We start from the raw sequence: 15,200 nt of genomic DNA on the forward strand, positions 1-15,200 counted from the left end.
GCTCGGGTGCCTGCTCCCGGTCGAGTCTGGGTGCGCGCGCCACACCGACGCCATCGGCAACGTGTACGGACTCCCGGTCCCGGCCGTACAGTCTGTCTCCTGCGTTCCGACCAGGTGGGAGGCCGATGTACCCGACCGTCGCCGAGGTGCTCGCGCTGCCGGTGCTGCGTCAGGGCAGGCCCCATGTGGTGGCGGGGGCGGCGGGGCTGGACGCGCCGGTCCGCTGGGCGCACGTCGCCGAGGTCGCGGACATCGCCCCGCTGCTGCGCGGCGGGGAACTCGTGCTCACCACCGGGGTCGCGCTGCCCGACGACGGCGCCGCGCTCGCCCGGTACGTCGCCGACCTGGCGGGGGTCGGAGTGGCCGGGGTCGTCGTCGAACTGGTCCGTCACTGGAGCGAGAAGCTGCCGCCCTCGCTGGTCGAGGCCGCGGACCGGCACGGCGTCCCGCTGATCACCCTCTCGCGGGAGACGCGTTTCGTGTCGGTCACCGAGGCGGTGAACGGGCTGATCGTCGACGCCCAGGTCGCCGAACTCCGCGCGGCGGAACGGGTCCACGAGACCTTCACCGCGCTGACGGTCGCCGGCGCCGAACCGGGCGACATCCTGCGCGAGGTCGCGAGGCTCACCGAACATCCCGTCGTGCTGGAGACGCTGTCGCACGAGGTCCTCGCCTACGACTCGGCGGGGGCCGACCCCGGCGAACTGCTGCCCGGCTGGCCGTCGCGGTCGCGGCCGGTGCAGGTCGGCGAGCGCACCGGCTTCCATCCGGGCGCGGGCTGGCTGATCACCGTGGTCGGCGCGCGCGGGCACGACTGGGGACGGCTGGTCGTCGTCTGCGGGGATCCGCCGCCGCACCGGCACGTCGTGGTCGCCGAACGCGCCGCGTCCGCGCTCGCGGTCCACCGGCTGGTCGCCAAGGACACCGACAGCCTCGAACGCCAGGCGCACCGCGCGATCCTGACCGAACTGCTGGCGAATCCGGTGCCGCCCGCCGAACTGGCCGCGCGGGCCTCCGCGCTGGGTGTCCCGCTGACCGGGCGGCTGCTGGTCGGGGTCGCCGTGCGGCCCCGGATCACCGCGACCGCCAAGACCGCGCAGTCGACTCCGGTGCTGCTGAGGGAACTCGCCGAGGCGACCGCGCTCGCCGCCCGGCGCGCCAAGGTGTCCGCGCTGGTGGCCACCGACGACACGCAGGTGCGCGCGCTGATCGCGCTCTCGCCGGAGGCGGGGGTCGACGCGGTCCTGCGGCGGCTGGCGACCGACGTCCACGAGGCCCGCTCCGGCGCGCCCGCCGTGGTCGCGGTCGGGACCACGGGCAGCGGGCCCGCCGAGGCGCGCCGCACCCTCGTCGAAGCCGCCCAGGTCGCCGCCGCGGCGCTCGCGGAGAACGCCGACAGGGTGGTCCACCGCCTCGACGACGTCCGGTTGCGCGGGCTGCTGCACCTGCTGGCGGGCGACGAACGGCTCACCGCGTTCGCCGCGCGGGAGCTCGGCCCGCTGCTGAGCCGCGACGCCGCACAGGGCAGCAGACTCGTTCAGGCGTTGAGGCATTACTGCGAGCACGGGGGCAACAAGTCGGCGGCGGCCGCGGCCGCGCACACCTCCCGCACCGCCTACTACCAGCAGCTGGCCCGGATAGAGCAGGTCCTAGGGGTGCGGCTGGAAGATCCGGAGTCGATGCTCTCCCTTTATGTCGCCTTGCTGGCGCACGACATCCGAGAAGCGGACGCCCACCCGACCGGGTGAGCAAATCTCACCCAGGCGTGGAACACAGTGATCGGGTCACCTCGGCCGATAGGGTAGATATGGCTTTCTTCGAACCGATCGGCGCCTGCGTACTCGCGTTGGCCTGTATGGCCCCGGCGCAACCCGCCGAATCCACGTTCCAGCTGACCAGCCACGACGCACGAGGCCGGGTCGGCACCGTCTCGCTCACCTGCGAGCCCACCGGGGGTTCCCACCCGAAACGCGGTGGCGCCTGCGCCAAACTGTCCGAAGTGGACGGAAAGTTCGACAGGCTACGCGCGGAACCGCGGGCCTGCACCTTGGAGTACAACCCGGTGGACGTGTCCGCGGTCGGCAAGTGGCGCGGTGAACCGGTCACCTACCGCACCTCGTACGCCAACCGCTGCGTCGCCGACACCGAGTCCGCGGGCGTCTTCACCTTCTGACCCGGTTCACCACCACCTTGATCGCCCTCACCCCCACGAGGGCGATCAAGGCCGTGGTGTCGCGGCTCAAGGACGGGTCAGGTAGCGACATCCCGGCCTGTCCTGCGCGGCAACGGGGGTCTGACGCGCGAGGGACCGGCTCAGGTTCCATTCGCGCCAATCATCTTCCGAGATTCCTCTCACGACCGGTCCGAGCACGCAGGACCGCAGCGGTTCCGGGAGCCTGTCCGCCGAAGGCACGACGTCGGCGGAAAACGTGGCCAGGTAACCGGTGTCGAGTGTCTTGCCGTGCGCGAGCCGGTCGATGTTGCGGTCGGCGATGAACCGCTCCGGGTCCAGGACGGCCAGCCCCAGCAGCGCCGCGACCGCGGCACCGATGGCCGCACGCGGCAGCCAGGCCGACCGCAGCGGGATCAGGGATGCCAGTACCAGCAGGAAGATCAGGCCGATCCAGAGTTCGCAGACCTCCACCAGCAGCCGCAGCGTGGTGAACCCGTACGCCTGCTGGTATGTCCACATGCGACTCAACGCCGACGCGACCAGCACCAGGCTGAGCACGCTCAGCGCCCCGAGCAGCCCGCGCTGCCAGGCACGATCGGCCATTGAGGACTTCGGCGCCCATCGCAGTGCGGCGGCGACCAGCAGCAGGGTCAGCACGGTGATCGCGGAGAGCTGCCAGAACCCGCTCCTGGCGTATTCGGCAGCCGTCAGGCCGCTCGTGACCAGGACGTATTCACTGCCGCCGAACAACACGACCAGCCGGACCACGACGAAGCTCGTGAAGAGCAGCACCAGCACGCCCAGCGGCAATGTCCATTCGAGCCGGTGCGCCAGCCGTTTGCGCGGCGCGTCGTCGTCGGCGGGCAGTGGCGGCGCGGCCAGCAGGTAACACGCGCCGGTGACGGCGAACGCGGCCACCACGAACAGGAAACCCCAGCGTACGAAGGTTCCCGGATTCAACTCGGGGATCACCGCGTCGACGACGTTCGCGAACGCGGCGTCCGCGCCACGCAACAGCGGGACGAACACGAGCAGCAGCAAGGCGCTCACCAGGACGGGCACCAGGAACTTCGGCCTGCCGCGGCCATCCGACTTCTTGCCGAGCTTCACGAGCCCGCGCCCGATCCACGGGACCGAGAGCAGCGCTTCGATCGGGACCGCGAAGACGTCGTAGATGATCGTGTTCACGGTGCGCCTCCCGACCACCGCGAGGGAGCCCGCGACACAGGCTGCCAGCACGCAGAGCACGTTCAGCCAGATCGACGCGCGGAACATGCCTACCGCGAGCAGTCCGAGCGCGGCCACCGCCCACAACGCACTGACCAGGCCGAAATGCGGTTCGGCGTCCCCGCGGGCTCGCTTGTCGGCGAAGTAGACGGACACCGTGAAGGCTAGCCCTGCCACGAACCAGCCGACTCCGGGGTCGTCCGGCATGACCACGGCGGCGAGCAGCCCTGCGGCGACAGCGGCGGGCAGTACCGAACCGGGCAACGGGACAATCGAGGACTTCGGCGGCGGAACGGGCCGGTGCAGCACCGGGACCGGCGGCGCGGGCGGCAAGGTGGCCGTCACCGACGGCGGGGACGCGTGCGCCTGCCGGTCCTCTTGTTCTTCGCTCATCAGACCCTCCAGTTCGCGAAAGCACATATCGTTGAAGATGAGGAGCCGCCGAAGGAAACGCGGCAAGTAGTCAGGGAACGGGGATCACGACGCGGATGACGCAGCCCGGCCGCCGTTCGGGCGTGACGACGGCGATGCTGCCGTCGTGGAGGTCGACCACCCAGCGGGCGATCGCGAGGCCGAGGCCGGTACCCCCGCCGCCCGCCCGCTCGCCGCGGGTGAACCGTTCGAACACGCTGTCCCGCTCCCCCGGCGGGATCCCGGGTCCTTCGTCTTCGACCTCGATGACGACGTCGGCTTCGCGGGTCTCGGCCCGCACGCGGACCTCTCCCCCGGCCGGTCCGTGCCGGACGGCGTTGTCGAGCAGGTTGACCACGACCTGGTAGAGCCGGCCGCGGTCGGCGACGGCCGTCGCGCCGGGTGGCTGGACGTCGACGGCGAACCGCACGCCACGGCCGGTCGCGGCGGCGGTCACCCCCGCTTCGGCGGCGACCTCCTCCAGCAGCAGTTCGAGGTCGAACTCCTCCAGCTGCAACGGGAACGCGCCGGCGTCGATCCGCGACAGGTCGAGCAGTTCCGACACCAGCCTGCCGAGCCGTTCGGTCTGCTGCAGCGCGGTCTTCAGTGTCGCCGGATCGGGTTTCGCGACCCCGTCGACCAGGTTCTCCAGTACCCCGTTCAGCGCGGTGATCGGGGTGCGGAGTTCGTGGGAGACGTTCGCGATCAGCTCACGGCGGCGCTGATCGGAGGCGTCGAGGTCGGCGGCCATCTGGTTGAAGGCGTGCGACAGCTCCCCGACCTCGTCGCGGGCGGTCGCCCGGACCCGGCGGGTGTAGTCGCCCTTGGCCATCGCGCGGGCGGCGGCGGTCATCTCGCGCAGCGGCCGCGTCATCCCGTGCGCCAGGATCTGCGAGGTGACCACGGCGAGCACCATGGCGGCGATCGTGGTCCGCGGCGGCAGCCAGCCGATCTGCCAGTTGAAGAAGGCGAACGCGATACCGCCCGAGGACACCAGCAGGATCGCGAGCTTGAGTTTGATGGAGCGGACCGGGTCGAGCGGTCTCGGGAGGGCGTCGACGATCCGGCCGAACAGCGGGCGGAGCTTCACGATCCCACCTCCAGGGCGTAGCCGACGCCGTGCACGGTGCGGATGAGGTCCGCGCCCAGTTTGCGGCGCAACGCCTTGATGTGACTGTCGACAGCGCGAGTGCCCGAACCGGTGCCCGCGACGTCCCAATCCCAGACTTCGCTCAGCAGGCGTTCCCTCGGCTGAACCGCCCTCGGGCGCTTCGCGAAGTGGACGAGGAGGTCGAACTCGATCGGCGTCAGCTGGGCCGGGGTGCCCGCCCGCGTGACCCGCCGCTGTTCGACGTCGATTTCGAGGTCGCCGAGCACGATCTTCGTGCCCGCTTCGCTCACGTCGGCCCTGGCCGATCGTTCGACGCGGCGCAGCAGCGCGTGCACCCTGGCCGAGAGCACCCGCATCGAGAACGGTTTGGTGAGGTAGTCGTCCGCGCCGACACCGAGGCCGATCAGCATGTCCGTCTCATCCGAACGGGCGGTCAGCATCAGCACCGGGACCGGGCGGCGGGCCTGGATCCGGCGGCAGACCTCAAGCCCGTCGAACCCCGGCAACATCACGTCGAGCACTACCAGGTCCGGCTCCCGCTCGACGTCCGTTTCGACGCCGGAAGGGCCGTCGTGTGCCAGATCCACGGTGAAACCCTCGGCCCGCAGCCGCGCGGCGATGGCTTCGGCGATGGTCACGTCGTCCTCGACGACCAGCACCCGGCGTCCTCCCAGTTCCATGGGGATGACTGTAAGCACCGGCCGTGGAGACCATCCGGGTGAGCTGTGGAGATCCTGTGGAGATGTTTCAGCCGGTTTGCCGGATTGCTACGCGCCTGTGTGTGACGCAGGTCATGCACCGTGATCCTTCGAAAGCAATCGACAGTCTGCGCTCCGACGCCATCAACAGTGAACAGTCTGCCAGTCCCACCCGCGCGGGGCGGGCGAGCACGATTCCGCAATGGAGCCGACGGCACGCGGAACGCAGCACGTGCACCCTGATGGCCGGGTAGAACTCGGCGAGGTCGAGTCCTTGAAGGACAGCCGCTTCTACAACGACGAACTCGCCCCGGTACCGGTCGAAAAGCGGACCTGGACCACCTACACCTATTTCGCGCTGTGGATGGGCATGGCGCACAACATCCCGTCCTACGCGCTCGCGGCGTCGCTGATCGCGCTCGGGATGAACTGGGTCCAGGCGCTGCTCACGATCACCATCGGCAACCTGATCGTGCTGGGCCCGATGTTGCTCAACAGCCACGCCGGGACGAAGTACGGCATCCCGTTCCCGGTGTTCGCCCGCGCCTTCTTCGGCATGCGCGGCGCGAATCTGGCGGCGTTGCTGCGGGCGTTCATCGCCTGCGGCTGGTTCGGCATCCAGACCTGGGTCGGCGGTGAGGCGATCTACATCATCGTCGGGCGGCTGGCGGGCTCCGCCTGGAAGGACTCCGCGGTCGTCCTCGGCCAGCACTGGACGCTCTGGCTCTCCTTCGGACTGTTCTGGCTGCTCCAGATGCTCATCATCTGGCGTGGCATGGAGGCGGTCCGCCGGTTCGAGAACTGGACGGCTCCGCTGGTCTCGGTCGGCTTCCTGATCCTGCTGGGCTACGTGCTGGTCAAGGCGGGCGGGCTCGGCCCGATCCTGTCCCAGCCGGGGGAACTCGGCTGGGGGCCGGACTTCTGGAAGGTGTTCGCGCCGTCCCTGATGGCGATGATCGCGTTCTGGTCGACGCTTTCGCTCAACATGCCGGACTTCACCCGCTTCGGCGGCAGCCAGGGCAAGCAGGTCCGCGGTCAGATCCTCGGCCTGCCGACCACGATGACCTTCATCGCCGTCGTGGCCATCCTGACCACGTCGGGCGGCAGCGTCCTCTACGGCGAGCAGATCTGGGATCCGGCGAAACTGGCCGACCGGTTCGACTCCCCGGTCGTCGTCGTGGTCGCGCTGATCGCGCTGGTGCTGGCGACCGTGTCGGCGAACCTCGCGGCCAACGTGGTCAGCCCGTCCTACGACTTCTCCAACGCGTTCCCGAAGAAGATCACGTTCGCCGTCGGCGGGCTGATCACCGGGATCATCGGCATCCTCATCCAGCCGTGGCGGCTCTACTCGGACCCGAACATCTACATCTTCGCGTGGCTCGGTTTCTACGGCGGCCTGCTCGGCGCCGTCGCCGGGGTGCTCGTCGCCGGCTACTGGGTGGTCAACCGCACCGAACTGAAACTGCGGGACCTTTACTCCGAACGCGGCGTCTACTGGTTCAACGGCGGCTGGAACTGGCGCGCGCTGGTCGCGACACTGGTCGGTGCCGTGCTTTCGGTCGGTGGCGCGTACGGCGGGCCGTTCCCCGCCGACGGGCTGATCCCGGTCCTGAAGCCGCTCTACGACTACAACTGGGTCGTCGGCCTGGCGGGCGCTTTCGTCGTCTACCTGCTGCTGTCCCTGCCCGAACGCAACCGCACCACCGATATCAGTGCCGTCGAATCAGAGGAGGACGCAAGTGAGCGACGTGGTCCGAGCCGGATTGATCCAGCAGCGGTGGACCGGTGACAAGGAGTCGATGATCGCAGGAGCGGTCGAAGCCATCGGCAAGGCCGCTTCGCAGGGCGCACAGGTCATCTGCCTGCAGGAACTGTTCTACGGCCCGTATTTCTGCCAGGTGCAGGACACCGACTACTACTCCTACACCGAAGGCATCCCCGACGGGCCGACGACGAAGCTGATGCAGGAGGTCGCCGAACGCCACGGCGTCGTGCTGGTCGTCCCGATGTACGAGGTCGAGCAGCCCGGCGTCTACTACAACACCGCCGCGGTGATCGACGCCGACGGCACCTATCTCGGCAAGCACCGCAAGAACCACATCCCGCAGGTGAAGGGCTTCTGGGAGAAGTTCTACTTCCGGCCCGGGAACATGGGCTACCCGGTGTTCGACACCGCCGTCGGCCGCATCGGCGTCTACATCTGTTACGAGCGGCACTTCCCGGAGGGCTGGCGCGCGCTGGGCCTCGCCGGGGCGAAGATCGTGTTCAATCCGTCGGCGACCAGTCGTGGCTTGTCGGAGTACCTGTGGCGACTGGAGCAGCCCGCGGCCGCCGTCGCGAACGAGTACTTCGTCGGCACGATCAACCGTGTCGGCGTGGAACCCTTGGGCGACAACGACTTCTACGGTCAGTCGTATTTCGCGGATCCGCGTGGCCAGCTCATCGGCGAAGCCGCGTCCGACACCGAAGAGGAGATCGTCATCCGCGATCTCGACATGGGCAAGCTCGCCGAGGTGCGGGACTTGTGGGCCTTCTACCGAGACCGCCGCCCTGACAGCTACGGACCCCTCGCGGAGGCGTGATGACCACCCTCATCAGCGGCGGGCAGGTGCTGTCCACGATGGGCGCGTCCGCCGCGGACGTCCTCGTCGACGGCGAGATCATCGTGGCCGTCGGCGCTCCGGGAACCCTGGGACCGGCCGACGAGACCATCGACGCCACCGGGAAGTACGTGCTGCCCGGCGGGATCGACGCGCACACCCATATGGAGATGCCGTTCGGCGGGACGCATTCCGTCGACTCCTTCGGTACCGGGACGACGGCGGCGGCGTGGGGCGGGACGACCACGATCATCGACTTCGCCGTCCAGGCCAAGGGCACCTCGCTGCTGTCCACCATGGACAAGTGGCACGAGAAGGCCGACGGCAACTGCGCCATCGACTACGGCTTCCACATGATCGTCTCCGACGTCAACGACTCGTCACTGAAGGAGATGCAGGCCTGCGTCGACGGCGGGGTCGGCAGCTTCAAGATGTTCATGGCGTATCCGGGGGTCTTCTACTCCACGGACGGCGAGATCCTGCTGGCCATGCAGAAGGCGCGCGAGATCGGCGCCACGATCATGATGCACGCGGAAAACGGCATCGCGATCGACCAGCTGGCCGCGCAGGCTTTCGCCGCCGGGAAGATCGACCCGGTGCAGCACGGGCTCACCCGGCCACCGGAGCTGGAAGGCGAAGCGACGTCGCGCGCGATCCAGCTGGCCAAGGTGACCGGGGCGCCGCTGTACATCGTGCACCTCTCGGCGTCGCAAGCACTGGCGGCGGTCGCGGAAGCGCGCAACGACGGGCAGAACGTCTTCGCGGAGACGTGTCCTCAGTATCTCTATCTGTCCATCGAGGACTTGGCGAAGCCGGACTTCGAGGGCTCCAAGTACGTCGCTTCTCCCCCGCTGCGCGAGAAGTCGCATCAGGCGGACCTGTGGCGAGGGCTGCGGACCAACGATCTGTCGGTGGTGTCGACGGATCACTGTCCCTTCTGTTTCAAGGACCAGAAGGAACTCGGTCGCGGCGACTTCCGCGCGATCCCCAACGGGATCCCCGGCGTCGAGCACCGGATGGACCTGCTGCACCAGGGTGTCGTGGCGGGCGAGCTCACCCTCGGCCGCTGGGTCGAGACCTGTTCGACCACCCCGGCGCGGATGTTCGGGCTGTACCCGCGCAAGGGTGTCATCGCGGCGGGTTCGGACGCGGACATCGTCATCTACGACCCCGCGGCGAAGCAGACCCTCTCGGTCGAGACGCACCACATGAACGTGGACTACTCGGCCTACGAAGGGATGGAGATCACCGGCAAGGTCGAGACGGTGCTCTCGCGCGGCCGTGTGGTGGTGTCGCCGTCCGGGTTCTCGGGCAGTACGACGCACGGGAAATTCCTCTCGCGCGACCTGAACCAGTACCTGAACTGAGGCGGTGACCGTGGATTTCGGGATTGTCCTCCAGACCGACCCGCCCGCGCGCGACCTCGTACGGCTGATGAAGGCCGCCGAGGACCAGGGTTTCCGCTACGGCTGGACGTTCGACTCGTGCGTCCTGTGGCAGGAACCGTTCGTCATCTACTCGCAGATCCTCGCGGCGACGTCGTCGATGATCGTGGGCCCGATGGTGACCAGCCCGGCCACCCGGGACTGGTCGGTGATGGCGTCGACTTTCGCCACGCTCAACGACATGTACGGCAACCGGACGGTGTGCGGGATCGGCCGCGGCGACTCGGCGCACCGGGTGGTCGGCATGCCACCGTCCACTTTGGCCACCGTGCGCGAGTGCATGCACGTGGTCAAGGAACTCGCGGAAGGCCGCGAAGTCCTGTTGCGGGACAAGCCTGTCCAGATCCCCTGGATCCGCAACGGGCGGCTTGAGATGTGGATGGCGGGCTACGGGCCGAAGGCGCTGAAGACGGTCGGCGAACACGCGGACGGCTTCATCCTCCAGTGTGCCGATCCCGCGATCGCCCGGTGGACCATCGGTTCCGTCCGCGAGGCGGCCCGCGCGGCGGGGCGGGATCCGGGCGGGATCACGATCTGCCTCGCGGCCCCGGCTTACGTCGGGGACGATCTGGCGCACCAGCGGGAACAGTTGCGCTGGTTCGGCGGGATGGTCGGCAACCACGTCGCGGATCTCGTGGCACGCTACGGCGATTCCGGGCCGGTGCCGCACGAGCTGACCGACTACATCCGTGAGCGTCAGGGTTACGACTACTCGCACCACGGGCGGGCGGGGAACCCCTCGACCGACTTCGTGCCGGACGAGATCGTCGACCGGTTCTGCCTGATGGGTCCCTCTTCGGCGCATGTGGACCGGCTGGAGGAGCTGGCTTCGCTGGGCGTGGACCAGTTCGCGCTGTACCTCATGCACGATCAGCGCGAAGAGACACTGAAGCGGTACGGGTCGGATGTCATCACCCGCTGAAGCTCGTGAGCGGTAAGGACGGTTCCCTTGCCAGAACGCGACTTACCACTCACGACCATGGCGAGGGGGCGCTGTCTGGAGGCGGCCCGTCCGTGAAGGCCTCCTTCCCTACCCTGACGGCAGTAAAGGGGGCCTTCACGGCGTCCCGGCATCGCCACTTCTGGCGCTGGTCGCCGCGGAGGCACAGCGAGCAGGCCTTGGGCCAGGGTGGTCGTGAGTGGTAAGTGCCGTTCTAACGGCACTTACCACTCACGAGGCCTTGAACCAGGCCGCGAGCGCCTCGCGAAGGCCGCCGCCGTCGCCCGCCCAGGCGATGTAGCCGTCCGGCCGGATCAGCAGGACGTCGGCGGGCCGGTCCTCGGCCTTCGCGAGATGGACGTCGACGCCCGCCGCTTCGGCGAGTTCGCGGAGTTCGGGATGCCCCGCGAGGTCGAGCATGACCGGTCGTGCCGACCGCAGCAACTCCCCGATGCTGGTCGCGCCCTCGTCGGTCTCCAGCGCGAGATCCGGGACGAACGTGCCGGCGAGCGCGTGCCCGGAGCCGGGCATCGGGTAGCGCAGGTCGGTCCCGGCGACGTGGGCGGACAGTCGTCGCGCGGCCCGCTCGTCGTCCAGCAGTTCCTGGAAGACCGCCCGGAGCGCCTCGGCGGCTTCGTCGTGCCCGCGCCGCAGCGCGACCTGGGCCTGGGACTGCAGCAGCGCGCGGGCGCCGGCGGCGTACCGTTCCGCGTGGTAGCTGTCCAGCAGTCCTTCCGGGGCGCGGCCCTGGATCTCGGCGGCCAGCTTCCAGGCGAGGTTGACCGAGTCGGACATGCCGACGTTGATCGCCGTGCCGGTCGACGGCAGCAGGTGGGCCGCGTCGCCCGCCAGGAAGACCCTGCCCTCGCGGTAGCGCTCGGCCTGGCGGGCGGAGAACTGGTAGCGAGAGAGCCGGACAGGGTCGCCCAGCGGGACGTTCTTGCCGAGGACCCGGCGGATGCTCTCCCCGAACTCGGCGAGGGTCAACGGCACATCGTCGTCGACCTCGCCGGGATCGTCCTCCGTGGTCTGGATGAACACGATCCCCGGCGTCAGCGAGCCGAGCGCGAACACACCGGTGTCGGTGCGGGTGAAGCCCGCCTCGACGCGGCCCAGTTCCGGCGTCTCGATGTCGCCGTTGTCGTGCACGGTCAGCCCCTCGGGGATGGTGACCTGCCCGATCCGGTTGACCTCGGGATAGGTGGTGCCGGGGAACCCGATCCCGGCCATCGACCGGACCGGGCTACGGCCGCCGTCGCAGCCCACCAGGTACGGGGCGGTCACCTCGTACTCCCCTTCCGGCCCGCGGACCTGAGCGGTCACGGAGGTGTCGTCCTGGCGCACCCCGACGACCTCGTGCCCGCGGCGGACTTCCGCGCCGAGTTCGAGGGCGTGATCCTCCAGCAGCCCCTCCAGCAGCGGCTGGCGCACCGACAGCGCCTTCAGCGGGGGCTCCTCGAACCGGGTGAGGTCGACGTGCACCCCGCCGAACGGGAACCGATGGGCCGGGACGGGGTCCGTGACGAGTCCCCGCACCCGGTCCAGCAGGCCGCGATAGTGCAGCAGGTCCAGGATCTGCCCGCTGAGGCCGTGGGCCTTCGGTGTCTTCCCCTGTTCCGGCCGCCGTTCCAGGACCAGCGGGCGCGCACCGGCGAGCCGCAGTTCGGCGGCCAGCATCAGACCGGTCGGCCCGGCCCCCACGATGATCACGTCGACGTCGGTCAAATCTTCACTCCTGTTCGGCCTGTTTCAGCTACGGCCGAGGATTCTGCGGTACCACCGGGGTCTTGCCGCAAGCCCCCCGGTGCGCTATATGTTGAACATGGAGGGGCGCACCCCACCCTGTTTCCGGGTACGCGCACCAGGGATCGCGCGCCCGCGAGGCGGGACGCTGAGCCGGTGACCATCATCGGAGTCCGCACCGCAACTCTGCTCACTCTCACCGCACTCGCCGCCGTCACGATCGCGCCCGCGGCCTCGGCCACGCCGAAAAGCATCGACTGGGGTCCTTGTCCGGCCGGGTCGCCACCGGGCTACGACTGCGCCGAAGTCGAGGTCCCGATGTCCTATCAGGACCCGGGCGGTCCTCGGATCACGCTCGCGCTCGGCCGTCTTCCCGCGACGGACCAAAAGCACAAACGCGGCACGCTCTTCACCAATCCCGGCGGCCCCGGGAACCCTGGCCGCTTCAGCAAGTTCAAGACCGCGTCGCTGCACCGGCAGTTCGACATCGTCGGTTTCGACCCGCGCGGCGTCGGCGCCAGCACACCGGTGCGTTGTTTCGCGAACGACGCGGAAACCGAGCCGCTCAAACGGGTTCTGGGCACCTTCCCGATCACCGCCGAGCAGGAGACCCGGCACACCGCCGACGTCCGCGAGGTCGCCGCCTCGTGCGGCCGCAACGCCGGACCACTGCTGGAGCACCTGTCGACCGCGAACATCGCCCGGGACCTCGACAAGCTGCGCGAAGCCGTCGGCGAGCCCCGCCTGCGGTACTACGGCCTCTCGTACGGCACGTATCTCGGCGAGGTGTACGCCAACCTGTTCCCGCACCGTGTCGGCGCCCTGGCCCTGGACGCCGTCGACGATCCGATCGCCTGGTCCACCGGGCACCGGCCGGAGGACGCGAACGTCCCGTTCAGCACCAGGCTCGGCGGTTTCCGTGACGCGGACCGCGCGCTGCAGGCGTTCCTCGACACGTGCGCGGCCGACGTCCGGTGCGCGTTCCGCGAACCCGGGACGGACCTGCGGGCCAAGTACGACGGCATCCTCGACCGGCTCGAAGCCACGCCGGGCGCGATCTCCTACCAGGAGGTCATCCGGCGCACCCACAACGCGCTGACCGACGAGGCCAACTCTCCCGCGCTGGCGGAATTCCTTCAGTCCGCGACGAAGTCAGTGTCGGCGAAGGCCATCGCGACGCCGTTCGACTCCGTGCTGGGCGGCGGCGGGACGATCTGCGCGGACACCACGAACCCGCGTGACCCGGCCGCGTGGCCGAAGGCGGCCCGCGACGCCGACCGTGAGAGCCGCGGTTTCGGTTCCTACGACGCGTATCTCTCGATGCCGTGCGCCTTCTGGCCCGCCTCCGACCAGGCGCGCCACACAGGACCGTGGAACCGCCCGACCGCGCCGATCCTGTTGCTGGCCAACGGCAAGGGTGACCCGGAAACGCCGTACGCCGGGGCGAAGCGGACCGAACGCATCCTCGGGAACGCCCGGCTCCTGACGCTGGACGCCTGGGGGCACGGCGCCGCGAACCGCAGCGAATGTGTCGACGCGGCTCTCGACGCCTATCTGACCTACGGCCGTCTCCCGGCTCGCGGCACCGTCTGCGCTCCGGATCACGCGCCGTTCGACGCCAGGTAAGCCCGGGCGATCCCCTCGTCGGTGAGCCAACCGGCGTAGTCGGCGGGGTCGGAGAAGATGTTCGCGAACCGGCGCGCCACCTCGGGCGCCGTCCGCGCGGCCGCCAAAGTGGCCAGCACGTGATCCGGCGGCGGAGCGAGCAGATCGTTGCTCAGCCGGGTCGCGTGCTGCGCCTTTTCCCAGTATGCGGCGAAAGTACCGCGCAGGAACGCCTCGTCGAACGGGCGGTCACCGTGGTCGAGGATCCGCCGTTCGTAGACCGCGGCCGCGTGCGCCGCCATGTTCGCGCCCTGTCCGGCGATCGGGTCGTTCGTCACCGCGGTGTCGCCCATCGCCAGCACCTTCGCCCCCGACGGGAGCGTCCCGACCGCGTCGCGCACGATCGGCAGGACCCTGCCGCGCAGGGCGTCCAGCGGCCCGCTCGGGCGGGCATCGGCGAGTGACTCCTCGACCCACGGGAACCGCTTGTGCAGCACCGTCATCGCGAGTTCGAAGTGCTCGTCGGAATCGGTGACGTCGTCCCAGACGTCCATCGGACCGCCGGGCACCCCGAAGAACCCGAGACCGAAGACAGGCCCGCGCAGCGACTGGATCGGCAGCCCGAACAGTTCACCGGCCGGGGAGAGCCCGAAAGTCAGGCCCGGATACACCGGGAGCGGCTCCTCGCTTCCGGAGACGAGGTACAGGATCCCGATGGTCCGCTGCGGTTCGCGGTACGGGGAACGGGCGTCGTCACGCGGGAAGAGCGCGTCGAACTGCGGCCCGCGCCCGGCCGCGACGAGGACGAGGTCGAACTCGCGGGCGTACTCCTCCAGCCCGTCCGGCGTCACCGTGCCGATCCGCACCTCGCCGCCGCGTTCGGTGAAGGCGGTCAGCCAGGCGGACACCTTGACCCGCTGGTCGACCGACTGCGCGGGATGGTCGAACCGGGCCTGCCACGCGACGGCCGGTTCCGCGGAGTCCCCGGCGAGCCCGAACGACGCGCCGAGCATCTCCGGGGCCGTCCCGTCCCAGAAGTTGATTCCCAGCGCGCGTTCCCGGGTCAGGGCGGGGTGGAACACGCACTGGTTCGAGATGAGCCTGCCCGCGCGGATCGTTTCGGCGTCGCGGTCGGTGACCACGGTGACGGCGTATCCGTGCTTCTGCAGACCCAAGGCCAGGACCAGCCCGGCTTGACCGGCCCCGACCACCACGATCCGGCGCATGAAGACCCCTCCCCCTCGGCT

General features: G+C 69.5%; 12 protein-coding genes. 7 read left to right on the forward strand and 5 right to left on the reverse strand.

All coding sequences use genetic code 11. The features are described from left to right. The first annotated feature begins 125 nt into the window (after nt 1–125). Nucleotides 126–1,748 (forward strand): PucR family transcriptional regulator, encoded by a 1,623-nt coding sequence (locus ACFOSH_RS27065; protein WP_378241877.1) that lies wholly within the window; start codon nt 126–128, stop codon nt 1,746–1,748. Nucleotides 1,749–1,807: 59 nt separating this feature from the next. Continuing rightward, nucleotides 1,808–2,173: an SSI family serine proteinase inhibitor gene (locus ACFOSH_RS27070; protein ID WP_378241878.1), complete on the forward strand. Its 366-nt coding sequence runs from the start codon at nt 1,808–1,810 to the stop codon at nt 2,171–2,173. Between the two features lie 66 nt (nt 2,174–2,239). Here the strand turns inward: ACFOSH_RS27070 and ACFOSH_RS27075 are convergent, their stop codons facing one another. From ACFOSH_RS27075 to ACFOSH_RS27085, 3 genes are all read right to left on the reverse strand, one after another. Next, entirely contained in the window at nt 2,240–3,793 is a 1,554-nt protein-coding gene (locus ACFOSH_RS27075) for a DUF4153 domain-containing protein (RefSeq protein WP_378241879.1), read from the reverse strand. A gap of 70 nt (nt 3,794–3,863) precedes the next feature. Beyond that, nucleotides 3,864–4,901, reverse strand: a complete 1,038-nt coding sequence (locus ACFOSH_RS27080) for a HAMP domain-containing sensor histidine kinase (RefSeq protein ID WP_378241880.1) — start codon at nt 4,899–4,901, stop codon at nt 3,864–3,866. Then, the gene (locus ACFOSH_RS27085; RefSeq protein WP_378241922.1) at nt 4,898–5,581 is read right to left on the reverse strand and encodes a response regulator transcription factor; all 684 of its coding nucleotides are present in this window, start codon (nt 5,579–5,581) and stop codon (nt 4,898–4,900) included. The genes ACFOSH_RS27080 and ACFOSH_RS27085 overlap by 4 nt, the downstream gene beginning before the upstream one ends. A 241-nt stretch (nt 5,582–5,822) precedes the next feature. On the opposite strand from ACFOSH_RS27085, the gene ACFOSH_RS27090 reads away from it, so the two are divergent. Genes ACFOSH_RS27090 through ACFOSH_RS27105 form a run of 4 tightly spaced genes read left to right on the forward strand, consistent with a single transcriptional unit; the run spans nt 5,823 to nt 10,587 of the window. After that, entirely contained in the window at nt 5,823–7,409 is a 1,587-nt protein-coding gene (locus ACFOSH_RS27090) for an NCS1 family nucleobase:cation symporter-1 (RefSeq protein ID WP_378241881.1), read from the forward strand. After that, on the forward strand, nt 7,360–8,202 hold the full coding sequence (locus tag ACFOSH_RS27095) for a nitrilase-related carbon-nitrogen hydrolase (RefSeq protein ID WP_378241882.1): 843 nt from the start codon (nt 7,360–7,362) through the stop codon (nt 8,200–8,202). Before ACFOSH_RS27090 ends, ACFOSH_RS27095 begins: the two co-directional genes overlap by 50 nt. Then, entirely contained in the window at nt 8,202–9,587 is a 1,386-nt protein-coding gene (gene hydA / locus ACFOSH_RS27100; RefSeq protein WP_378241883.1) for a dihydropyrimidinase, read from the forward strand. Before ACFOSH_RS27095 ends, hydA begins: the two co-directional genes overlap by 1 nt. A gap of 10 nt (nt 9,588–9,597) precedes the next feature. Continuing rightward, complete coding sequence (locus ACFOSH_RS27105) at nt 9,598–10,587, forward strand: TIGR03842 family LLM class F420-dependent oxidoreductase (protein ID WP_378241884.1); 990 nt, start codon at nt 9,598–9,600, stop codon at nt 10,585–10,587. A 249-nt stretch (nt 10,588–10,836) separates the two neighbouring features. Here ACFOSH_RS27105 and ACFOSH_RS27110 read toward each other — a convergent pair whose 3' ends face one another. After that, nucleotides 10,837–12,330 carry an FAD-dependent monooxygenase gene (locus tag ACFOSH_RS27110; RefSeq protein ID WP_378241885.1) on the reverse strand — a complete coding sequence of 498 codons (1,494 nt, stop codon included), beginning with the start codon at nt 12,328–12,330 and terminating at the stop codon, nt 10,837–10,839. A gap of 174 nt (nt 12,331–12,504) precedes the next feature. Between ACFOSH_RS27110 and ACFOSH_RS27115 the strand changes: the two genes are divergently transcribed. After that, nucleotides 12,505–13,974 carry an alpha/beta hydrolase gene (locus ACFOSH_RS27115; RefSeq protein ID WP_378241886.1) on the forward strand — a complete coding sequence of 490 codons (1,470 nt, stop codon included), beginning with the start codon at nt 12,505–12,507 and terminating at the stop codon, nt 13,972–13,974. Here ACFOSH_RS27115 and ACFOSH_RS27120 read toward each other — a convergent pair. Next, nucleotides 13,950–15,179: a styrene monooxygenase/indole monooxygenase family protein gene (locus ACFOSH_RS27120; RefSeq protein WP_378241887.1), complete on the reverse strand. Its 1,230-nt coding sequence runs from the start codon at nt 15,177–15,179 to the stop codon at nt 13,950–13,952. The genes ACFOSH_RS27115 and ACFOSH_RS27120 overlap by 25 nt on opposite strands. Nucleotides 15,180–15,200: the final 21 nt, after the last annotated feature.

The organism is Amycolatopsis speibonae (assembly GCF_042647925.1).
Taxonomy (GTDB): domain Bacteria; phylum Actinomycetota; class Actinomycetes; order Mycobacteriales; family Pseudonocardiaceae; genus Amycolatopsis; species Amycolatopsis speibonae.

Excerpts from the sequence above, each read along its gene's own strand:
- ACFOSH_RS27065 (WP_378241877.1), top strand. The coding sequence starts at position 126 with ATGTACCCGACCGTCGCCGAGGTGCTCGCGCTGCCGGTGCTGCGTCAG.
- ACFOSH_RS27070 (WP_378241878.1), top strand. The coding sequence starts at position 1,808 with ATGGCTTTCTTCGAACCGATCGGCGCCTGCGTACTCGCGTTGGCCTGT.
- ACFOSH_RS27075 (WP_378241879.1), bottom strand. The coding sequence starts at position 3,793 with ATGAGCGAAGAACAAGAGGACCGGCAGGCGCACGCGTCCCCGCCGTCG.
- ACFOSH_RS27090 (WP_378241881.1), top strand. The coding sequence starts at position 5,823 with ATGGAGCCGACGGCACGCGGAACGCAGCACGTGCACCCTGATGGCCGG.
- hydA (WP_378241883.1), top strand. The coding sequence starts at position 8,202 with ATGACCACCCTCATCAGCGGCGGGCAGGTGCTGTCCACGATGGGCGCG.
- ACFOSH_RS27120 (WP_378241887.1), bottom strand. The coding sequence starts at position 15,179 with ATGCGCCGGATCGTGGTGGTCGGGGCCGGTCAAGCCGGGCTGGTCCTG.